Annotated in this window: 22 protein-coding genes; 16 read left to right on the top strand and 6 right to left on the bottom strand. The window is 63.5% G+C overall.

Going from position 1 to position 19,465, the window contains the following annotated elements; translation table 11 throughout:
• Positions 1 to 96: 96 nt before the first annotated feature.
• The gene (locus EDF39_RS16800) at positions 97 to 1,179 is read left to right on the top strand and encodes a sulfite oxidase (RefSeq protein WP_199726246.1); all 1,083 of its coding nucleotides are present in this window, start codon (positions 97 to 99) and stop codon (positions 1,177 to 1,179) included.
• Positions 1,180 to 1,756: 577 nt separating this feature from the next.
• On the opposite strand, the gene EDF39_RS17810 is transcribed toward EDF39_RS16800, so the two are convergent.
• The gene (locus EDF39_RS17810; RefSeq protein ID WP_123944962.1) at positions 1,757 to 2,452 is read right to left on the bottom strand and encodes a hypothetical protein; all 696 of its coding nucleotides are present in this window, start codon (positions 2,450 to 2,452) and stop codon (positions 1,757 to 1,759) included.
• 175 nt (positions 2,453 to 2,627) lie between these two features.
• Between EDF39_RS17810 and EDF39_RS16790 the strand changes: the two genes are divergently transcribed.
• The 4 genes from EDF39_RS16790 (at position 2,628) to lgt (ending at position 5,181) form a co-directional block, all read left to right on the top strand.
• A complete protein-coding gene (locus EDF39_RS16790; RefSeq protein ID WP_123944960.1) occupies positions 2,628 to 3,134 on the top strand; it encodes a sigma-70 family RNA polymerase sigma factor in 507 nt (168 codons plus the stop codon).
• Positions 3,131 to 3,832, top strand: coding sequence for a hypothetical protein (locus EDF39_RS16785; protein ID WP_123944958.1), 702 nt, complete (start codon positions 3,131 to 3,133; stop codon positions 3,830 to 3,832). Before EDF39_RS16790 ends, EDF39_RS16785 begins: the two co-directional genes overlap by 4 nt.
• Positions 3,833 to 3,923: 91 nt before the next feature.
• Positions 3,924 to 4,232 carry a hypothetical protein gene (locus tag EDF39_RS16780; RefSeq protein ID WP_123944956.1) on the top strand — a complete coding sequence of 103 codons (309 nt, stop codon included), beginning with the start codon at positions 3,924 to 3,926 and terminating at the stop codon, positions 4,230 to 4,232.
• 58 nt (positions 4,233 to 4,290) lie between these two features.
• Positions 4,291 to 5,181, top strand: coding sequence for a prolipoprotein diacylglyceryl transferase (gene lgt, locus EDF39_RS16775; RefSeq protein ID WP_123944954.1), 891 nt, complete (start codon positions 4,291 to 4,293; stop codon positions 5,179 to 5,181).
• Positions 5,182 to 5,242: 61 nt separating this feature from the next.
• On the opposite strand, the gene EDF39_RS16770 is transcribed toward lgt, so the two are convergent.
• Positions 5,243 to 5,674 carry a hypothetical protein gene (locus tag EDF39_RS16770; RefSeq protein WP_123944952.1) on the bottom strand — a complete coding sequence of 144 codons (432 nt, stop codon included), beginning with the start codon at positions 5,672 to 5,674 and terminating at the stop codon, positions 5,243 to 5,245.
• 92 nt (positions 5,675 to 5,766) lie between these two features.
• Between EDF39_RS16770 and EDF39_RS16765 the strand changes: the two genes are divergently transcribed.
• A complete protein-coding gene (locus tag EDF39_RS16765; protein WP_233573197.1) occupies positions 5,767 to 6,318 on the top strand; it encodes a uracil-DNA glycosylase family protein in 552 nt (183 codons plus the stop codon).
• A gap of 18 nt (positions 6,319 to 6,336) precedes the next feature.
• Here EDF39_RS16765 and EDF39_RS16760 read toward each other — a convergent pair whose 3' ends face one another.
• The gene (locus tag EDF39_RS16760) at positions 6,337 to 7,347 is read right to left on the bottom strand and encodes a GDP-mannose 4,6-dehydratase (protein WP_123944948.1); all 1,011 of its coding nucleotides are present in this window, start codon (positions 7,345 to 7,347) and stop codon (positions 6,337 to 6,339) included.
• A gap of 135 nt (positions 7,348 to 7,482) precedes the next feature.
• Here EDF39_RS16760 and EDF39_RS16755 point away from each other — a divergent pair, with 135 nt between their 5' ends.
• The 10 genes from EDF39_RS16755 (at position 7,483) to EDF39_RS16710 (ending at position 17,736) form a co-directional block, all read left to right on the top strand.
• The gene (locus EDF39_RS16755) at positions 7,483 to 8,388 is read left to right on the top strand and encodes a LysR family transcriptional regulator (protein WP_123944946.1); all 906 of its coding nucleotides are present in this window, start codon (positions 7,483 to 7,485) and stop codon (positions 8,386 to 8,388) included.
• A 74-nt stretch (positions 8,389 to 8,462) separates the two neighbouring features.
• Positions 8,463 to 9,620, top strand: a complete 1,158-nt coding sequence (locus EDF39_RS16750; protein ID WP_123944944.1) for a TDT family transporter — start codon at positions 8,463 to 8,465, stop codon at positions 9,618 to 9,620.
• Between the two features lie 40 nt (positions 9,621 to 9,660).
• On the top strand, positions 9,661 to 10,773 hold the full coding sequence (pdhA, locus tag EDF39_RS16745; RefSeq protein WP_123944942.1) for a pyruvate dehydrogenase (acetyl-transferring) E1 component subunit alpha: 1,113 nt from the start codon (positions 9,661 to 9,663) through the stop codon (positions 10,771 to 10,773).
• Between the two features lie 5 nt (positions 10,774 to 10,778).
• Positions 10,779 to 11,783, top strand: coding sequence for an alpha-ketoacid dehydrogenase subunit beta (locus tag EDF39_RS16740; RefSeq protein WP_370275203.1), 1,005 nt, complete (start codon positions 10,779 to 10,781; stop codon positions 11,781 to 11,783).
• A complete protein-coding gene (locus EDF39_RS16735; protein WP_199726247.1) occupies positions 11,780 to 13,084 on the top strand; it encodes a dihydrolipoamide acetyltransferase family protein in 1,305 nt (434 codons plus the stop codon). The genes EDF39_RS16740 and EDF39_RS16735 overlap by 4 nt, the downstream gene beginning before the upstream one ends.
• Positions 13,085 to 13,238: 154 nt before the next feature.
• Positions 13,239 to 14,969, top strand: coding sequence for a cytochrome c oxidase subunit I (gene ctaD, locus EDF39_RS16730; protein WP_123944938.1), 1,731 nt, complete (start codon positions 13,239 to 13,241; stop codon positions 14,967 to 14,969).
• On the top strand, positions 14,966 to 15,382 hold the full coding sequence (locus EDF39_RS16725) for a cytochrome c oxidase subunit 4 (protein WP_123944936.1): 417 nt from the start codon (positions 14,966 to 14,968) through the stop codon (positions 15,380 to 15,382). The genes ctaD and EDF39_RS16725 overlap by 4 nt, the downstream gene beginning before the upstream one ends.
• A 101-nt stretch (positions 15,383 to 15,483) precedes the next feature.
• Positions 15,484 to 15,906 (top strand): VOC family protein, encoded by a 423-nt coding sequence (locus tag EDF39_RS16720; protein ID WP_123944934.1) that lies wholly within the window; start codon positions 15,484 to 15,486, stop codon positions 15,904 to 15,906.
• A 281-nt stretch (positions 15,907 to 16,187) separates the two neighbouring features.
• Positions 16,188 to 16,430 carry a hypothetical protein gene (locus EDF39_RS16715; protein ID WP_123944932.1) on the top strand — a complete coding sequence of 81 codons (243 nt, stop codon included), beginning with the start codon at positions 16,188 to 16,190 and terminating at the stop codon, positions 16,428 to 16,430.
• A 124-nt stretch (positions 16,431 to 16,554) separates the two neighbouring features.
• Entirely contained in the window at positions 16,555 to 17,736 is a 1,182-nt protein-coding gene (locus EDF39_RS16710) for an IS30 family transposase (RefSeq protein WP_233573198.1), read from the top strand.
• A 141-nt stretch (positions 17,737 to 17,877) separates the two neighbouring features.
• Here EDF39_RS16710 and EDF39_RS17565 read toward each other — a convergent pair whose 3' ends face one another.
• From EDF39_RS17565 to EDF39_RS16700, 3 genes are all read right to left on the bottom strand, one after another.
• Positions 17,878 to 18,039 carry a hypothetical protein gene (locus tag EDF39_RS17565; protein ID WP_158613253.1) on the bottom strand — a complete coding sequence of 54 codons (162 nt, stop codon included), beginning with the start codon at positions 18,037 to 18,039 and terminating at the stop codon, positions 17,878 to 17,880.
• A gap of 247 nt (positions 18,040 to 18,286) precedes the next feature.
• Positions 18,287 to 18,757 carry a hypothetical protein gene (locus EDF39_RS16705; RefSeq protein ID WP_123944928.1) on the bottom strand — a complete coding sequence of 157 codons (471 nt, stop codon included), beginning with the start codon at positions 18,755 to 18,757 and terminating at the stop codon, positions 18,287 to 18,289.
• Between the two features lie 7 nt (positions 18,758 to 18,764).
• The gene (locus EDF39_RS16700; RefSeq protein ID WP_123944927.1) at positions 18,765 to 19,382 is read right to left on the bottom strand and encodes a recombinase family protein; all 618 of its coding nucleotides are present in this window, start codon (positions 19,380 to 19,382) and stop codon (positions 18,765 to 18,767) included.
• Between the last annotated feature and the right edge of the window lie 83 nt (positions 19,383 to 19,465).

Raw genomic sequence — 19,465 nt, 5'->3', positions numbered from 1 at the left:
GACGGCGTGGGACCGCGTCGGAGTACCGTCTGACTCATCCGGGTTCGACGACATAGTTGCCCGAAGATCTGGTCGAGCAGCGAAGGGGACACCATCGTGGAGTGGTCGAAGCGGTTGGATCAGATCGTGCACGAGCACGACCCTTTTAACGCCGAACCTGACCCGCGCCAGCTCGGGGTGGATCGGGTCACGGATACGACACGGTTCTACTCCCGGAACCATGGCGCGATCCCGACTATTGATCCCGTCGGGTGGGAACTTCCCATCGACGGCCTGGTCGGGCAACCTATCGTGCTCCGCCTTTCGGACCTCCAGTCCCGCTTCGAGCACGTGACGATTGACGCGACCTTGCAGTGCGCCGGGAATCTGCGGTCGGGACTGTTCTCCGTCGCTGAAATCCCAGGCGAAGCTCCGTGGGGTGCCGGAGCGACGTCCTCCGCCGTTTGGACCGGGGTTCGCCTGGCCGACGTCCTCGCCTCCGTGGAGGTTCTCCCCGAGGCACGCCACGTCGTCTTCGAAGCGCCGGATGTGTCGCAAATTCCGGATGAACCGCAGTCCTACGGCAGTTCGATTCCGCTGCACAAAGCCCTTTCCGGGGAGGTGCTTTTGGCGTGGGAGATGAACAACGAACCGCTCCTTCCGATTCACGGCGCACCCGTCCGGGTTGTGGTGCCCGGGTTCATCGGGGCTCGGAGCGTCAAGTGGGTGACCCGCATTCACCTGGAGGCGGAGCCTTCGACGAACTACTTCCAAGCGACCGCCTATCGGCTCCTTCCACCGGGATTCGACCCGAAAAAGGCTGGCCCAGGCGATGGGCTCTCCCTCGCTTCCGTCGCCCTCAACTCTGCGTTCTTCCTTCCCGACACTGTTGACGTGCCCGTCGGCACGTTCCGGCTGGACGGGTATGCGTATGCGGGCGATGACCGCGCGGTCAGCCGAGTTGACGTGTCGATCGACTCAGGAGCCACCTGGACGTCGACGCAGCTGGAAGAGCCGACTAACGAGTGGACCTGGCAGTTCTGGCACGCCGACGTGTACTTGACTGCCGGCACACACGAGGTAGTGGTCCGCGCCTGGGACTCCACCGGGGCGCTCCAGCCCTCGGACCCGGAAGATGTCTGGAACCCGAAGGGGTACGTGAACAACTCCTGGAAAAGAATCATCATCACCGCCCGCTAACCCAGACCCTGGAAGCTGTCTTGCCGAGACGCGAAGGCATGCTTGCGCAGGTTCCGTTCTCGCCTGGCTGCGGCGCGCTTCTGAGGTAGAACCACACGACTGAAGATGACGTCATGAAAAAGCAGATACCTTCGCACTGCTGGCCGACCCCGGTCCAGGCGGGGCCGCCGAATGTCACGATCGCTCGGAGCCCGGTGAGCTCTTCCAGCAGTTGCACAAGCGCGGGGCGTGGTTGTTCCAGGTCAGTGGTCGTCGATGGTGGGGCAGTGCCGAGGGGACGCTGTTCCAGCGCAGGTAGCTCTGCCGGGCGCCCCGATTGGATGCGGGCGGCGCGGAACGCTTTCGCGGTGGGGCCGGCGTTGTCTTCGCTGCAGATCGCGTGAGCGCCTTGCGCGAGGGTGGCCGGTCCCGGTGATTGCATCAGAACGAGCACGGGAGAAAGTTCGCCCCCGGACCAGGGATCGAATCCGGGGACGAACCATTCACCTGGGCTCGTGATGGGGTGCCGCCACGCGTCCGCCAGCGGTGTCAGCCGGTGAAGGTGTGGCGTCGGCATCTGGTGAGTGTGGCGCAGCTGTCAGGAGCTGGCACCGTTGATGGTGAAGGTGACCGTCTCGATGTGGGATGCAAGGCCGAGTGCGGTGAGGTCGGCGGCATTGACCTGGCCGTCGTGGTTGGCGTCGGTGATGACGGCGGGCGCGTCGTTGTAGACACCGTCTTTGTTGATGTCCTTGACGACGGCGACAGTCAAGGTGGTGGTCGAGGTTCCCGCGATGGGGGCGCCCACGATCCAGTCATCTTGGATGGTTGCTGAAGTTCCGTGTCGGTTAGTGACACCGGTGAGGTTGAACAGGTTGGCAAGGTTCGTACCGGGGCCGGAGAAGCCGGTGGCGGTGGACGTGGTGGTGGAGGACAGCACGACAAGGCCGGGAAGCTTGTCGTCCTTTCCAGGAGAGAAGGTGCCGGGGAACGGGGCGATGTTGTTGTGGCCTGCCGGTCCGGTGAGTTGCGGGCCGGTGAACCCGGCCGCTTTCAGGCCTGCCTTGTAGGTGAGGGACAGGTCAACGACCCACCCGGCGCCGGCGATGCCCGCACTGTCGCCCTGGTGCGGGCTGAGGATTCGGACGCTCACCGGGCTGCTGTCGTGGTCGTGGTGGCGCCAGCTGTGACCGGGGTTGGATGCTTGGGCGGCTGCGGCGCCACCCAAGGTGAGGGTCACGAGGGCGGCGGTGGTGACGCTTGCTGCGACGATGCGGCGAGTTGCGGTTCTCATGGGGATGGTCCTTCGGTCGGTGGGGGCGTTCGAGGCCAAAAAGGAAAGGCCTCCACTTCCACAACTCCGCGGCAGCGACGAAGGTTCACCGCAAAGCAAACACCGTCGAGGAGAACCGTCTGCGTCGAATGAACTGCGGGTGGGTGCGCAGCGTTATCAGAGAGAGGAGGCGGGTATGACCGATGAACACGACGCCGTGCTGCGGTTCGTTCTCGACGTCCATGCGGCGCCGCTGCACCGTTATGTCCTCCGGCTCACCGGGAACAACGCCACTGCAGAGGACATCGTCCAGGACGCCCTCTTCCGGCTCTGGCGACACCCGGAAGTACTTGAGCAAGGAGACCTCCCGGCGCGGAGATGGTTGTTCACCGTGGCCCGGAATCTGGTTGCGGACGATCACCGCAGTTCCCGGGCCCGACATGAGCAACTCACCTCAGACCTCCCGGACGTCGCCGTCCGCGACACCACGGAACAAGCCCTGACGAATTGGCTACTCGAAGACGCAATCCAGACCCTCACCGACGAGCACCGACTCACACTGATCGGCGCGTATCACCTTGGCCTGACCACCAAGGAACTCGCCGCGCGATACGGCGTGCCCGAAGGCACCATCAAATCCAGGCTTCATTACGCGGTGCGGGCACTACGTCTCGCCCTTCAAGAACGAGGAGTCACACCATGAACCCCGATGACGAGGATCTTCGCCACTGGGACGCCGCGTACGTGCTCGGCGCGCTCACTCCCGAAGATCGGCTCGCTTATGAAACGTACTTGGCCGACCACCCCGAACGGGCAGCCGACGTGTCCGACATCGCCGGTATTCCCGGGTTACTGAAAAGACTCCCTCTCGCATCGGCGATCGCGCTCACGGAACCTTCCGAGTCACCCTCCGCCGGTAGCGGTCCCGGACCGGGACTTGCGCGGGCGATGAGGAAGCGGCGACGACTGCTCCGGGCCGGTTTCGCTGCAACAGTCTCCGGCGTCGCGGCGGCAGCGCTGCTGGTCGGTGTCCTCATCGCCAGCCCCCATCCCACAGCATTCCCCAACGCCGGCGTCACCTCGGCGCCCGCGACTCCCACGTCCATGACGTCCGCACGCGCACACACGATCACCGCCGACCTCGTGGCTTTAGGCAAACCCTGGGGTACCAGCCTCGATGTGAACTGCTCCTATTCGCCGCGATGGGCGTCGCCGGCGAAAACTTTTGACCTCGTCGTGACCGCGAAAAATGGCACGAAGACCACAGCGGCTACGTGGACCGCAGCAGGATCCACCGCCAAAGGGATCACTGCCGCCACAGGGATTCCCCTCGATCAAATCAGCCGAGTCGAAATCCGGGACGCGAAAACCGATCTGCTGCTCGCCTCCACACGCCCCTGACTGTCCGCAGCGGCCGCCCGCGACGAACCAGGTGCCCTGCGGCCCGCAGCCGCGAATCCGGGGTGGGGCCTTGGCGGAGGGATACTGAAGCATGCGCGTTGAGATCCTCCACATAGAGCAGTGCCCGAACTGGGTCGACGCTGAGACCCGCGTCCACCAGGCGTCAGCTATGCTCCAGCGCGCCGACGCGTCCATGACAGCACGGCTCCTACGCACCAGCGCCGAGGCGGCCGCAGTTCCGTTCGCCGGATCGCCCACCATCCTCATCGGCGGGGTCGACGCGTTCCCCACGGGTGGGCGAACGACGCAGATCGCATGCCGCGTCTTTTCCTCCGATCAAGGTTTGTCGGGCGTTCCCACCGTCCCGGCTCTGGTCGAGGCGTTCCAGGCACACCCGTGAGAGAAAAGACGACAATCAGGCCCGGGCATCGATTGCTGCAACGAGGGCAGCGGTCCAGATGGTGACCGCAGCAGGGATCCCGTCACCGCCGATCAGCTACATCCAACTGGGGCCGCTGACCGTGCACTTCTACGCCCTCTGCCTCCTTGTCGGAATGGTCATCGCCGTTCTCGTCACGAACAGACGCCTCGTGCGGCGCGGTGTCGCTTCGGGAAAAGTCATCGACATCGCCATCTGGGCAATCCCGATCGCGATCGTCGGCGGGCGGCTCTACCACGTCGTCACCCACCCCACCGACTACTTCGCCCCGGGCGATAACCTCTGGAGCATCCCGGCCGTGTGGCAAGGCGGATTGGCGATCTTCGGGTCCATCCTCTTCGGCACTCTGGGCGCCTACCTCGGCTGCCGGCGCTCCGGCGTCCGTTTTCTGACCTTCGCCGACGCCCTCGCACCCGGGATGCTTCTTGCTCAAGCCTTCGGCCGGTTCGGGAACTACTTCAACCAGGAGCTGTACGGAAACCCGACGACGCTGCCCTGGGGTCTGCAGATCAGTTCGGCGAGCCCTGCCTACCCGCCAGGCGTGCCAGACGGCACACTCTTCCAACCCCTGTTCCTCTACGAGATGATCTGGAACATCGGTGGCGCGCTCCTTCTGATCTTCGTTCTCGAACGCAGACTGTCGTTGCATCGCGGTCAAGCAACCGGGTTCTACTTCCTCTGGTACGGTTTCGCCCGAGCCATCCTGGAATACATGCGCGACGATCCGACCGAACTGTATGTCGCCGGACTCAAGATCAACGAGGACGTCGCCATCCTCGCGGCCATCCTCGGCCTGCTCCTGATCCTGGTCAGCCGCCGCCGACAGCGACTCGTGAACGATCCCGCTTCGGACAATCTCGACATCGCCGAGGACACCACGCCAGCACAACTGCCCGCCAGCCGGACATGACCCACAAGGCGCTGGGCAAGTGCGGGCGGATTCCGCCGAGCCAACGCCAGCCCTGGTTGGGTTACACGGAACAGGCGTCGTTCCAGTCCCGTACCGGGCGGATCGGGTCGTGGATGTCGACAATCGCTGACGCGGCACTTTTGGGTTCATCGATATCCCGGTAGTGCTGCGCCGCCTCGCTGGTGCCGGCATTCCGGTCGCGCCTGCGCTCGGAGGTGGTTTCCACCCACAGCGTCCAGTGGAACCGTGCCCTCGAGGCCGGTTCAAGAACCCCGGTGCCGAACACGATGCTGATTCCCCCGGACAGCGTGCTGCTGTCCTGGTTGGCGGGGCTCTGACTTACGCGCATCACTCCAATCCGACGGAAGGCCTGTGCAAGATGGTCGGCAACGACCTGTAGTGATGCGGTCCCGCTGATGCCGATCCTGCCGCCGTCGGTCGGGGTCGCGACCAAGGCTTCGCGTGCGAAATCGTCCCAGAATTCAGTGCTCATCAGAATGTCCTCCCTTTGCTTGTCGTTGTTGGCTCGTAGCCGTGTTGCGCCACCATTCGGTCCGAGGGTGCATGTCTGGGCAGACTCTCTTCATGATTCCCCCCAGGTTGCAGTCGTTGTCCCTTCTGGCGGAGCAGTGGCGCCACCCGGCGGATGGCTCGGAACGGTTCGTACCGGGGTTTGATACGGACTCTGGCGGGGACCTGTCCCGGGTCTTGGTGTTGATGGAGAGCCCAGGGCCTTCGACCATCGCGCAGGGTGCGGCGGCGATCAGCAGTGAAGACAACCCGGGTCCGACGGCGAGGGCGTTTCGTGTTGCCCGTGTCGAATCGGGGCTTCGGCGGGATCATTACCTCCGGTGGAACGTGATCCCGTGGGCAATACCGCACTCCCCGGGTGTGGTCGACCTTGACCAAGCACGTCCCGCTCTCACGCAGTTGCTCGAGGCCCTCCCGGAGCTGCGGGTGATCGTCACGTTCGGAACCCCCGCGTTGACGGGCGTCATGCGGTACTTCACCTTGGCGGACGACGTACGGGTGGTCCCCGTCCTCGCGGTGCCGCACCCATCGCCTGCAAACGCCACCAGGGTCGCGGAGAAGCACCGGCGCGCAGTGAACGCCCTCCGACACGCTGCCGCCCTGTGAGCGCCCTGTCCGGGCAGGTCACATACCTGCCGGGACCGTATCGACGGGCTGCCCTGCTTTTTCTCGGTCGAGGTCGGCGTCGACCATGTCGATGACCAGCTGCTCGAATTCGACGGTTGGTGTCCAACCGAGGACTCTGCGCGCCTTTGTGGAATCGCCGATGAGGAGGTCGACCTCGGCAGGGCGGAAGAACTGCGGGTCCTGGTACACATGCTTGCCCCAGTCGTCGATGCCGACGTGACCGAAAGCAATATCCAAGAACTCGCGGATCGAGTGGGCCTCCCCGGTGGAGGCAACGTAATCGTCGGCGAGGTCTTGTTGCAGCATGCGCCACATCAGTTCGACGTAGTCGCCGGCGTACCCCCAGTCGCGTTTCGCATCGAGATTGCCCAGGCTCAGCCGGTCTTGAAGACCGAGAGCGATCCGGGCCACCGCGATGGAGATTTTTCGGGTTACGAATTCCGGTCCGCGCAGTGGGGACTCGTGGTTGAAGAGGATTCCGGAGGAGGCGTGCAGGCCGTAGGACTCGCGGTAGTTGATCGTCATGTAGTGGCCGAAGACCTTCGAGACACCGTAGGGGGAGCGCGGCCAGAGAAGGGTGGTCTCTTTCTGCGGGACCTCCTGCACGCGGCCGAACATCTCCGAGGACGATGCCTGGTAGTACCGAACCTTCGTCATGTCCGCGCCCGAATAAAGGCGAATCGCCTCCAGAAGATTCAGGACGCCGAGTCCGGTGACTTCGCTGGTGACGCGAGCGTTTTCCCACGAGTAGGCCACGAAGGAGATCGCGGCGAGGTTGTAGACCTCGTCAGGTTTGGACGCATTCAGCGCCCGAAGCAGGCTTGACTGGTCAAGCAGATCACCGGTGAGGATCTTCACCTCGGGCGCCCACGCCTCGATGATTTCCCGCTTGGGGTTGTTCTGCCCCCGGATGAGCCCGTAGACGTCGTACCCCTTCGACAGAAGCAGCCGGCTGAGGTACATGCCGTCCTGCCCGGTGACACCGGTGATGAGAGCGCGCTTGGTCATAGAACTGTTCCGTTTCGTCGAGGGGCCGAACGGTTGCAAGTGTGACTGGAGCTCTGTGAAACTCGCTACGCTCATCTCGTTGTGGACTGACAACTTCGGCTTGTCAGCCGGAAGCGAAGAGAACGGGAGCGCGCCATGCGTGAGGAGATTCCAGATCTGGTGACGTTGCAGATCATCCAGGCCATCGGTGAGACCGGAACGTTCAAAAAAGCGGCAGCGACGGTCGACATGTCCCAGCAAGCCGCGTCGTCCCGCATCCGTGCCGCAGAGGAAGCCCTCGGATTCTCTCTCGTGGACCGCACCCGGAAAGGGTCAACCCTCTCCAGTCGTGGGCAGTTGATCGCTGAATGGTCAGCCGGGTACCTCGCTGCCATGCACCAATTCGCGCTGTCGGTGAAAACACTCCGCCCGGAAGCCGCAAACATGCTGACCGTCGCTGCGAGCCAGACGATCTCGGAGCAATTCATTCCGCAGTGGATGGCCGCGTTCCGCCACCGTACGGGCGGCGACGCGTCCCTGCGCCTCACCTCCGGGAACAGTGCGTTCGTCATTGACCAGATCCGGGAGGGCCACAGCGCCGTCGGGCTCATTGAAACCCCGGACATCCCCGCCGATCTCGCGTCCGCGACGATCCGCATCGATGAACTCGTCATCGTGGTCGCCCCCTCGCACCCGTGGGCTCGGCGTGCGCGCCCACTGACACCAGAGGAACTTGCCAGTGAAGCTCTCGTGACGCGAGAGGCCGGTTCCGGGACCCGGCGCACCCTCGAGGCCGCCATCGGCACCGCCCGCCCGGAGATCGCCCTCTCGGAGCCGGCAGCGATCCTTGCCACCACCAGCGCTATCCGCGCAGCCGTCGCCAGCGGTCTCGGCCCCGCCGTCCTCAGTGCCACGACTGTGCAGGACGACATCATGCGAGGCATCCTCCGCCGGGTCCCCATTGAGGGCCTCACCCTGCATCGTCCCTTTACCGCCCTGTGGCGCTCAGGAACCCCGCTACCGCCTGCGGCCGAGGTGTTCTTTGCTATCCTTCGCGACTAGACACAACCATTGGTTGTCATCTGACAACGAGGTAGGTGTAGCGGAAGAGGTTCCCAGGGGAGGACGCTTCACTCATGACCACCACCGCAGGCCGCTCCGCCGCACACGCCACCTCTCACCCCGGACGGCGGCTTTTCCGAGAACTTGAACGACCCGGGCATATCGTGTCGAACCTGACCCCGAACTGGTTCGCCTCGATCATGGGCACCGGCATCGTCGCCAACGCGGCCGCGAGCCTGCCCTTGCAGTTCCCGGGCCTGCGGGTTTTCGGCACTGTTGTCTGGGCCATCGCCAGCGTCGTCCTGGTGGCCCTCACCGTCGCGACCGTCCTGCACTGGGTGTTTTACCGCGACGCCGCGAGAAAGCACCACCTGAATCCCGTCATCTCCCACTTCTATGGCGCCCCCGCGATGGCGTTCCTCACCGTCGGCGCCGGCACTCTCCTCCTCGGCAAAGACGTCATTGGCCTCCCGGCGGCCATCGGAATCGACTGGGTGCTGTGGTCGCTCGGGACGGCGATGGGCCTCGTTACCGCGATCGCCGTCCCCTACCTGACCTTCACCCGGCACGAAACCAAACCTGACAGTGCGTTCGGGGGGTGGCTGATGCCGATCGTCCCCCCGATGGTGTCCGCCTCCACCGGCGCCCTCCTGATCCCCTACGTTTCCGCCGGTCAGCCCCGAGAAACCCTGCTGTGGGCGTGCTACGCCATGTTCGGGTTGGCGCTGGTGTCGTCCCTCGTCGTGATCACCCTCATCTGGTCCCGTCTCACCCAACACAAAGTCGGACCCGCCGCCATGGTCCCGACCCTGTGGATCGTCCTCGGGCCCGTCGGGCAGTCGATCACGGCCGTGAACCTCCTCGGTGGTAACGCCCACCTCGCCGTCAGCCCCGCGATCGCGGATGTGCTGCTCACCTTCGGGATGATCTACGGCGTCCCGATGCTCGGCTTCGCCCTCATGTGGACCGCTCTCGCGCTTCTCATCACGATCCGCACCGCCCGGGAGAAACTCCCGTTCTCACTCACCTGGTGGTCGTTCACGTTCCCCGTCGGAACCTGCGTCACCGGTTTCAGCGGACTGGCCCTCCACACCGGCCTGATCGCCGTCCAGGTCCTCGCCTGCGTTTTCTACGCCGGCCTCGTCGCCGCGTGGATCACCGTCGCCATCCGCACCTTCCACGGCAGTGTCATCCGCGGCACCCTCCTCGCACCACCACAGGCCATCGCCTGACCTCCGCCAGAAAAGCGACCGACGCACAGAGGGACAACTCATGACCGAAAAAGCCAGGCCTTCGCGCAAGCGCCTCGTCCCATTGATACCGCCAGTGCCGGGCGAGGCAGACTTGGCCGATGGAGTCGATCGGGAGGTGGCGTTCTACCGGCAGATGGTCTTGATCCGCCGCTTCGAGGAGCGGGCCGCTCGCGGGTATACCCAAGCGTTGATCGGCGGTTACTGCCATCTGAACCTTGGCGAAGAAGCCGCCGTCGTCGGTCTCCTCGCAGCCCTCAAACCCAGCGATTACCTGTTCACGAATTATCGCGAGCACGGTTATGCCATCACTCGGGGTATCGAACCGCGACGAGTGATGGCCGAACTGTTCGGGCGAGTCGATGGAGTCTCCAAAGGCTGGGGCGGATCCATGCACATGTTCGACGTCACGCAACGACTTCTCGGCGGGTACGGCATCGTGGGTGGCCAAATCCCCCTGGCCACAGGTGCGGCCCTCGCTATCGACTATCGCAGCGGCCCCGAAGTGGTGTTGTGCACGATGGGTGACGGAACCACCAACATCGGAGCGTTCCACGAGTCGCTCAATATCGCCGCGCTGTGGAACCTCCCGATCGTCTACGTCATCATCAACAACGGGCTCGGCATGGGAACCACCGTGCAGAAATCGTCCTCGGAGCCGGAGCTGTATAAGCGAGCCGCGGCCTACAAGATGGCCGCGGAGCGGGTCGATGGCCTAGACCCTCTAGCTGTCTTCGAAGCTGCGAAACGAGCCGTCGACACCGCTCGGCAGGGCCACCCGTACCTTCTTGAGGTCGTCACGGAACGACTCCGCGGCCACTCCGTCGTCGACCCCGCCAAATACCGATCTGCAGATGAAGTGGCCCTGTTGGCGGAGAACGACCCCGTGCACACCTTCGCCGCCCGACTGCTGGCGGAAGGGAAACTCGACCAGTCAGCACTCGAACAGATTGACTCCGACGCTCTGAAGCAGGTCGTCGATGCCGTCGAATTTGCCGAACGAAGTCCCACCCCGGACGTTTCGACGTTGTTCGACTACACCTACGCAACCCCGGTACCCAACGACTCTCGCCGACTCCCGGGGGAACCCCTTTTTCCCGCGGAGCCGTTCTTGACATCAGGAGCGACCAAGTGACACTCATGACCTACCGGCAGGCACTGCACGACACCTTGCGCAACGAAATGCTCCGAGACAAAGATGTCTTCCTTCTTGGCGAAGAGATCGGAATCTTCGAAGGTTCTTACAAGATCACGGCTGGTCTTCTGCAAGAGTTTGGCGAAAGACGAGTCCGAGACACCCCGATCGCTGAAGAGGGCTTCACTGGCGCCGCCATCGGAGCTGCCATGCTTGGCCTCCGCCCGGTCGTGGAGATTATGACCATCAACTTCTCACTCCTGGCCCTGGACCAAATCGTCAATCACGCCGCCAAGATCTACGGCATGTTCGGCGGGCAGGCCCGTGTTCCCCTCGTCATCCGAACCCCAGGAGGCGGGGGACAGCAACTCGGAGCCACTCACTCCCAGAACGTCGAGCTGTACTACGCATTCGTTCCCGGGATGAAAGTCGTCGCACCCAGCACACCTGCTGACGCAAAGGCATTGCTTTTGGCGGCAATCCGGGACGACGACCCCGTGCTGTTCCTAGAAAATCTTGCCCTCTACAACACACAAGGTGACGTCCCCGATACCAACGAGCCAGCCCAGATCGGACAGGCGGCCGTGACACGCAAAGGCAGGGACCTCACGCTCATCGGCTACTCCCGGATGGCACACGTCGCAGCCGAAGTCGCCTCTGACCTCGCCGACCGGGAAGGGCTCGATATCGAAGTCATCGACCTTCGAAGCCTCCGCCCCCTGGACCGGGACACCGTCATCGCATCGGTCAAGAAAACACATGCCGCAGTCATCGTCGAAGATGACTGGTTGACCTACGGGATCGGAGCGGAGGTCGCGGCGAGCATCTCCGACGGCGCGTTCGATTATCTCGACGCCCCCGTCCGGCGGGTCGCGATGGCCGAAGTGCCCTTGCCCTACGCGAAATCGTTGGAATCCGCCGCCCTCCCATCGGTGGACGACATCATCGGCGCCATCCACCAGACACTCGATGCCGTCGGCCACCGGCGTCCGCAGAAAGAGATGTCATGATCCAGATCACCATGCCCCGCCTCTCGGACACCATGGAAGAGGGTGCGATCGCCGCCTGGCACAAGCACCCCGGCGACCACGTCGACGCGGGCGACATCCTCGTGGAGATCGAAACCGACAAAGCCACCATGGAATACGAGGCCTACGACAGTGGCACCCTCACAGAGATCCTCGTCACCGAAGGCGAACTCGTCGCGATCGGCACCCCCATCGCCATCCTCGACGACGGCCAGGAAGACTCCGACATCGGCCCCACCACAACCGCCGGGCCTGTCGAGGACGACACTGCAACGCCGGATACGCGGCAGGAGAAAGCCGCCAGCACGCCGACCCCTACCCCGTTAGTCGAAGCCACCCCAACAGTGCCACGCTCGTTTGCGTCGCCGCTCGCGAGGAAACTTGCCCGCGACCATCACCTCGACCTCTCTGACGTCACCGGAACGGGGCCGGGCGGCAGAATCATCCGCCACGACCTCGAACCCCTGCTTGAGCACGACCCTCGGCCGAAGACACCGGCCAGGCAAGAACCCGCGAACACACACGTCTCGGGCGCTTCGGGTACTGACCGTTCAACCGTTGATCGTGCAACGACCGTCGACATCCGCGACTCCGACCCGGTACCCCTGTCTTCCACGCGGCGCGTCATCGCAAAACGCCTCAGCGACAGCGCACAATCCATTCCGCACTTCTACGTCACGGCCGTCGCCGACGCCGAACCCCTCGTGCAACTGCGAGGCGACGTGAACGCGCGTCTCCTGGAGGCGGGTCGGCCGAAAGTCAGTCTCAACGACTTCCTGATCCGTGCCGTTGCGCTCGCTCTCCATCAGCACCCGGAGCTCAACGTGTCCATGGGCGATGACTCCGCCAGCATGCTCGTCCACCGCCGGATCAATATCGGTGTCGCCGTCGCTGCGACCGGAGGACTCGTCGTCCCCGTCATCCCTGACGCCGATCAAAAGACCGTCACGCAACTCGCTTCCGAGGCCCGGCAACTCGTGGACCTCGCCCACAACAAAAGACTCACTCTCCAGCAGATGAGCGGCGGAACCTTCACCATCAGCAACTTGGGAATGTTCGGGGTGGAACACTTCACCGCCGTTATCAATCCGCCCGAAGCCGCCATCCTCGCCATCGGAAGCGCCATCCCGGAACCGGCCGTGCACGACGGTGCGATCACGGCCCGGCATCGTCTCCGTTACACGCTCTCCGCCGACCACCGTCTCATCGACGGCGCCCTCGCTGCCTCGTTCCTCGCCACCCTCACCGGTCTCATCGAGAACCCCTGGACCATCCTCGCCTAACCGGCGACAAGGAGCGGTTGTTTGATCACTTTTTGTCGCGGCCCTAGCGTTGCTCCGAGTCGCTTCTGGATTTGCACCCACACCATCAGCCAGGCCACTAACGAAGGGCAGCTGCCGTGCCACACTCCACGCCTCACCTGCGATTGCTGACGCCATGACCACCGAAGCGACACGGCCAAGCACAGCCACGACAGAGAACCGTTTCGTCACGACGCGAGTCGGCCGGAAGGGAAACGTGGTCGTCCGCTGGGTGACGACCACCGACCACAAAACGATCGGTGCCCTCTATCTGATCACCTCGTTCCTGATGTTCCTCATCGGCGGGGTGATGGCCCTCGTCATCCGCGCCCAACTCTTCGAACCGGGCCTGTCGGTAGTGGCGACAAAGGAGCAGTACAACCAGCTGTTCACCATGCACGGCACGATCATGCTGCTGCTGTTCGCCACCCCGTTGTTCTCCGGGTTCGCCAACGCGTTGATGCCGTTACAGATCGGGGCCCCCGACGTCGCGTTCCCCCGGCTGAATGGTTTCGCGTATTGGCTGTACCTGTTCGGGGCGATCGTCGTCCTGAGCGGCTTCCTCACCCCGCAAGGTGCCGCCTCCTTCGGCTGGTTTGCCTACGCACCCCTCTCCGACACCACCTTCACGCCGGGACTCGGCGGGAACCTCTGGGTGTTCGGGCTCGCCCTGACCGGTTTCTCCACCATCCTCGGCGCGGTGAATTTCATCACCACCATCATCACCATGCGCGCCCCCGGGATGACCATGTTCCGGATGTCGCAATTCACCTGGACCACCCTGATCACGTCGATCCTGATCCTGATGGCCTTCCCGGTCCTCGCCGCGGGCCTTTTCGGGTTGGGTTTTGACCGAGTGTTCGATGCAAACATCTACAACCCCGCCAACGGGGGCGCACTGCTATGGCAACACCTGTTCTGGTTCTTCGGCCACCCCGAGGTCTACATCATCGCCTTGCCGTTCTTCGGCATCATCTCCGAAACCCTCCCGATCTTCAGCCGCAAACCGATCTTCGGCTACAAAACCCTCGTCTACGCCACCATCGCCATCGCCGCCCTCTCCGTCACCGTGTGGGCGCACCACATGTACGTCACCGGATCCGTGCTGTTGCCCTTCTTCTCCCTGATGACGATGCTGATCGCCGTCCCGACAGGGGTGAAGATCTTCAACTGGGTGGGCACTCTGTGGAAGGGATCCCTCACCTTCGAGACCCCGATGCTGTGGGCGATCGGGTTCCTCATCACTTTCACCTTCGGCGGCCTCACCGGGGTGATCCTGTCCTCACCGCCTTTGGACTTCCACGTCTCGGATTCCTACTTCGTCGTCGCACACTTCCACTACGTTGTCTTCGGCACCGTCGTCTTCGCCATGTTCGCCGGCTTCTACCTCTGGTGGCCCAAGTGGACCGGGAAAATGCTCAACGAGCGGCTCGGGAAGATCCACTTCTGGCTGCTGTTCATCGGCTTCCACACCACCTTCCTCATCCAGCACTGGCTCGGGGTCCTCGGAATGCCCCGCCGCTACGCCACCTACCAGCCCTCCGACGGGTTCACGTGGATGAACCAACTCTCCACCACCGGCGCCATGCTCCTCGGAATCTCGATGCTGCCGTTCCTCTACAACGTCTACATCACCGCCCGGAAAGCCCCCCGCGTCGAAATCAACGACCCTTGGGGGTATGGCCGTTCCCTCGAATGGGCAACCTCATGCCCACCCCCGCGGCACAACTTCACCACCATCCCCCGCATCAGGTCCGAATCGCCCGCCTTCGACCTCAACCACCCCGAAGCCGGACCCCAAAAAGGCATCGGACCGATCAAAGACGTCCCCGATTCCGAAGAACACTTGAAAGCAGCAGACGCATGAAAATCAACGCCAACATTTTCACCATCATCGGCATATTCTTTGCCGTCGTCACCGCCGCATACACGGCGTGGAACCTCATCTCCAACGGACAGGTGGAATGGGCCGGCACCGTCTTCCTCGGGCTGGCCACCATCATGGCCGTCTTCCTGGCTTTCTATCTCAACCGCTCCCACGCCGCCCAAACCGGAGAACTCTCCGAAGACCGACTGGACGCAGAAATCGACGACGGCGACCCTGAAATCGGATTCTTCAACCCCTACAGCTGGTGGCCCATCGCCCTCGCAGCAGGCTGCACCCTCTGCTTCCTCGGCCTCGCCGTCGGATTCTGGATCTGCTTCATCGGCGGCGCCGTCGTCGCGGTCACCCTCGTCGGGTGGGTATTCGAAAACTATCGCGGCCACTACCAGCACTGAACTCCCTCCCGGCCGCCCTCCTCACGCCCTGGAGCGGGCCCCGGCAACAACCGATAAAAAAATGACCCTGCATCTCGGACACAGATTGGCCAGCCCCAGAAATGACCCCTCGCGCAGAAATCGCCTCCTGTGTTCTCTTCGTGGGGAATGTAGAACGGTCTGCGCAGTTCTACAGGGATCTCATGGGGTGGAAGGTCACCGTCCGAGAAGCTGACGCCATTTTGTTGGCGTCGCCGATGGGGTTTCAACTTTTTCTCATCAGTGCCGGCCACCGGGCCCGGCATGCCAGTCTCGGAGTCGGCACGCACCACCTCATGTGGGCCGCGGACACGGCTGACTCCCTCGACCAGTTCGAACAACTCCTTCGTGGGAACGCCCAGGGAGGCAACTTCGTCGATCGCCACGTCACCGACGGGGTCACCTTCGTCGAAGGGCACGACCCGGACCAGATCCGCCTCATCCTCTGCTACCCGGGACCGCACCTGAAACCGCGAACTGTCATCGACAGCAGACTCTTCACCTGAAAACCACAACGTCCGTCCACCGCAGCACCGCGTTAGGACGTTTCTGCACCGCACCTGAGCGACAGGGACCCGCATGACAAGTGACGACAGCTCCCGCAAGTGACCACTACGACGTGATCGACATCGGCGGCGGAACTAAGGCGGGAGTTAGCGAAGACCGGCGAGAGAAATACTGTTGCTGGAGCGAGGAGATTCCCTCACCCGGGAGCGGGAGAACGGGGACCCCAAGTCGATGTTCTCCGATCGACAGAGGCCTCGCCACCCTGGGCATGGATGACCGAGTGATCGTCTTCGAGGGTCGCCCTCAAGTCTTCAGCGGCTCCAATTCGCTGTATTCAGGCGCCAACAACCACTACTGCGGTCTCCGCAGGGCTCGAGACAAGTTTGGCCACGTCTCGCAGGAACTGACTCTTGCCGGCGTTGTTGGGACCGACGATCAGGACCACCCCGCGGTCAGGGAGATCAACGACGGTTCCATCGTTCAACCTGGGGTTGGCGATAGCGACTTCGGCTCGCATTTTTGAAGCGTAGCGACAACCAGTGGCCGCGTCCCAGGCGGCGGCTCTATCTATGTCAGCAACGTCGTCCCATATCCCTAGGGCGGTCTCAAAGGGTCGTTGCAACACCTACTGATGTGGAGTGTTGCCGATGGTTTCTAGAGACGCTGGGAGAGCGCGTCAGGCGCGATTTTGGGAGCTAATTCGGGAGGGTAACTCGGCCAGCGGTGCGTGTGAAGCTTTCGGCGTGGGCAGGCGTCAGGGATACCGGTGGATCAAGGCTGCAGGCGGAAGATTTCCCGTGCCTGACACACCCCGATCGGGCAGGTATCTGGGGCAGGAGGACCGTCTGACGATCGCGGATCTGCGTCTGGGAGGCGCCAGCGTCCGAGCGATTGCTCGCGAGCTCGGTCGGGCGCCGTCTACGATCTCGAGAGAGCTGCGCCGGAATGGGCGACCGAAGACGGGCGCTTACCGGCCATACGCCGCCCAAAAGCGTTCCGACCTCCGAGCCAAACGGCCCAAGCCCGGCAAGCTCGAGAACCCCGATCTGGTCTCTGTTGTCGAGGCCCGACTGGTGAAGAATTGGTCACCGCAGCAGGTCAGCGACGACCTCCGGCGAGTGTTCGTGGGGCAGAAGGAGATGCAGGTGTCGCACGAGACGATCTACCAGTCCCTCTTCGTTCAGGGCCGCGGCAACCTGCGCGCTGACCTGCACAGACACCTCCGCACCGGCCGCGCAGCGCGGAAACCCCGCGGAATGCACTTCACCTCGAAGGGGAAGATTCGAGACAAGATAATGATCAGTCAACGCCCCGCCGAAGCAAAAGATCGAGCCGTTCCCGGGCACTGGGAAGGGGATCTCATCATCGGGACGGCGTCGGGATCCGCGATCGGCACACTCGTGGAACGCAGCTGCCGTTACGTCATGCTCGTGCACCTGCCCAACGGCCACAGCGCCGAGAACGTCCGCGATGGACTCATCGACACGATCAGCACCCTGCCAGCACACCTGCGACGGTCACTGACCTGGGATCAAGGCACGGAGATGGCCAAACACAAAGAAGTCACCCTCGCGACCGACATGTCGATCTACTTCTGCGACCCCGCCAGCCCCTGGCAGCGAGGATCCAACGAGAACACCAATGGTCTGCTGAGGCAGTACTTCCCGAAAAAGACCAACCTCAACGTTCACGACCCGGCACGCCTACTCGAAGTCGCCACGGAATTGAACCAGCGCCCACGCCGCACCCTGAAAGGCCTCACCCCTGCCCAAGCCCTGGAACGGCTACTCTCAGAGCCACCAAAACCCCCTGTTGCAACGACCCCTTGAGACCGCCCTAGGGTTGTGAGCTGCGTTTACGCGACACATGTGGACCGTGGGGGAGTGGGCCGTCTGGGTCTCGGAACTATGTGCCGAAACCGCGAGGTCGAGTTTTGCTGCGATCCTGGGTTTTGGGACAGACGGCAGATGCTAGGGGCCGGTGTGGATGAGGGCGCTGGTGGCGCCCGCGGAGAAGGCGGCGGTGAGCGCTTCGCGGAGGTCGGTGCTGGGTCGCTCCTTGAGCCAGCGGGCGACGAAGGCGTCGCGCTCGGCGTGGATGTGGGCGAGCTGGAGCTGAGTGGGTTCCGCCATAGTTCTATCCTCGCGCGATGCTGACCGTCCGGCGGTGCGTTCAGGGCGGGGGAGTTGAATGATTCTTGTCGGGAAGGCGCCGATCTTGTCTTCCAGCACTAGCCGGTTCCGGCTTGTCCGGCCGCTCTGCAAGACGGGTGGTCGATGAACACCAAACCGGCGCGCGTTCTGCTCCCTCAGTGCTGAGGGAGCAGAACGCCCCGAAAGGTGACCACGAACGTCCCAGCCGGACAAAAGGTCGTGGCTGTCACGGGGTTCGAAGGATGTCCTTGTCGACTGCGTATTCGGTAAAGCGGGCTTCATTCCAGGCGGTGATGGCGAGCTCCCGGAGGCCGAGGATGCTTTGCCCGGCAATGGCGACGACGATCCCGCCGACGTAGGGCGCCCAGACGACGGGGTAGATCCACGCGCTGGGTCCGAGCTTGATGACGCCGAACGTGAACCATCCAGCGGCGACCCCGAACCCGATCACGAGCAGCACCCACCCGATGACGTGTCGGGCCCGGTGCGCCGGGGCTTGTGCCGTGAGTGCCACCTGGACGGCGAGTCGGTCTCGCAGGTCGCGCATCATCGCGAACGACCTGGTTCCAGGTGTCAGATGACTCGTGATCGTGGTGACTCGTTCCAACCGGCCAAGCCCGTTGCGGTCCCGGGCAATGTTCCACCCGGCCGTGACAGCGCCGACGAGCAGCGTCGCGAGAGAGACCCAAAAGGACACGAGGGCCTCACTCGGCCATGTCGGTGCGGGACGTGGGCGAGAGACCTACGGGAGAGGAGGCTTTCTGGTGCCGGTACAAGGTGGCTCGGCTCCATCCGACGAGGGAGGCGGCCTGCTCGGCCGACTTGCCTTCAGCGCGGGCGCGTGCCACCACTTCCAGTTTTTGCCCAATGATGGCGGGGTCACTCTTGGGCCGCCCGAACCGGGTTCCCGCTTCTTGGGCGACGGTGACGCCGGCGCGGACGCGTTCGACGATGAGCTCGCGTTCGTATTCCGCGAGCGTCGCGAGCATGTTCAGCATCAACCGGCCGGTCGGGGTGGCTGGGTCGATCCCGTCGGAGATCGACTGGACGTGGATGCCTTTTTCCCGGAGCCCCGTGACCGTGTTCAACACGTCCAACAGGGAGCGCCCGAGACGATCGATCCGCCACACCACCAGGGTGTCACCCGCGGTCGCGTGCTCGAGCAAGCGCTGCATCCCTGGTCGCTCGGCAGCGTTTCGCCGACCCGAGGTGACGTCGGAGAAGATGTCTCGTTTTTCGACTCCGAGAGAGAGGAGTGAATCGATCTGAAGTTGTGGGTCCTGGTTGTGGGTGCTGACACGGGTGTAGCCGAGAAGCCTCATGACCCCAGTGTGTCTCAGAAACTCCTAGAAAACGGGCGACACGATGAAAGTGGTCGAGACTAGTTATCGAGACACGAGCCTGT

Source organism: Frondihabitans sp. PhB161 (genome assembly GCF_003814635.1).
Taxonomy (GTDB): domain Bacteria; phylum Actinomycetota; class Actinomycetes; order Actinomycetales; family Microbacteriaceae; genus Frondihabitans.
The sequence above is the reverse complement of the archived record's forward strand: the minus strand, read 5'-3'. Positions and strand labels throughout refer to the sequence as shown.

Coding starts and splice junctions, on each gene's coding strand:
- EDF39_RS16780 (WP_123944956.1), top strand. CDS start 3,924: ATGCGCGTTGAGATCCTCCACATAGAGCAGTGCCCGAACTGGGTCGAC.
- EDF39_RS16725 (WP_123944936.1), top strand. CDS start 14,966: ATGAAAATCAACGCCAACATTTTCACCATCATCGGCATATTCTTTGCC.
- EDF39_RS16750 (WP_123944944.1), top strand. CDS start 8,463: ATGACCACCACCGCAGGCCGCTCCGCCGCACACGCCACCTCTCACCCC.
- EDF39_RS16740 (WP_370275203.1), top strand. CDS start 10,779: ATGACCTACCGGCAGGCACTGCACGACACCTTGCGCAACGAAATGCTC.
- EDF39_RS16735 (WP_199726247.1), top strand. CDS start 11,780: ATGATCCAGATCACCATGCCCCGCCTCTCGGACACCATGGAAGAGGGT.
- EDF39_RS16700 (WP_123944927.1), bottom strand. CDS start 19,382: ATGAGGCTTCTCGGCTACACCCGTGTCAGCACCCACAACCAGGACCCA.
- EDF39_RS16770 (WP_123944952.1), bottom strand. CDS start 5,674: ATGAGCACTGAATTCTGGGACGATTTCGCACGCGAAGCCTTGGTCGCG.
- EDF39_RS17565 (WP_158613253.1), bottom strand. CDS start 18,039: ATGGCGGAACCCACTCAGCTCCAGCTCGCCCACATCCACGCCGAGCGC.
- lgt (WP_123944954.1), top strand. CDS start 4,291: ATGGTGACCGCAGCAGGGATCCCGTCACCGCCGATCAGCTACATCCAA.
- EDF39_RS16760 (WP_123944948.1), bottom strand. CDS start 7,347: ATGACCAAGCGCGCTCTCATCACCGGTGTCACCGGGCAGGACGGCATG.
- EDF39_RS17810 (WP_123944962.1), bottom strand. CDS start 2,452: ATGAGAACCGCAACTCGCCGCATCGTCGCAGCAAGCGTCACCACCGCC.
- EDF39_RS16765 (WP_233573197.1), top strand. CDS start 5,767: ATGATTCCCCCCAGGTTGCAGTCGTTGTCCCTTCTGGCGGAGCAGTGG.
- EDF39_RS16790 (WP_123944960.1), top strand. CDS start 2,628: ATGACCGATGAACACGACGCCGTGCTGCGGTTCGTTCTCGACGTCCAT.
- pdhA (WP_123944942.1), top strand. CDS start 9,661: ATGACCGAAAAAGCCAGGCCTTCGCGCAAGCGCCTCGTCCCATTGATA.
- EDF39_RS16785 (WP_123944958.1), top strand. CDS start 3,131: ATGAACCCCGATGACGAGGATCTTCGCCACTGGGACGCCGCGTACGTG.
- EDF39_RS16710 (WP_233573198.1), top strand. CDS start 16,555: ATGGTTTCTAGAGACGCTGGGAGAGCGCGTCAGGCGCGATTTTGGGAG.
- EDF39_RS16755 (WP_123944946.1), top strand. CDS start 7,483: ATGCGTGAGGAGATTCCAGATCTGGTGACGTTGCAGATCATCCAGGCC.
- ctaD (WP_123944938.1), top strand. CDS start 13,239: ATGACCACCGAAGCGACACGGCCAAGCACAGCCACGACAGAGAACCGT.
- EDF39_RS16720 (WP_123944934.1), top strand. CDS start 15,484: ATGACCCCTCGCGCAGAAATCGCCTCCTGTGTTCTCTTCGTGGGGAAT.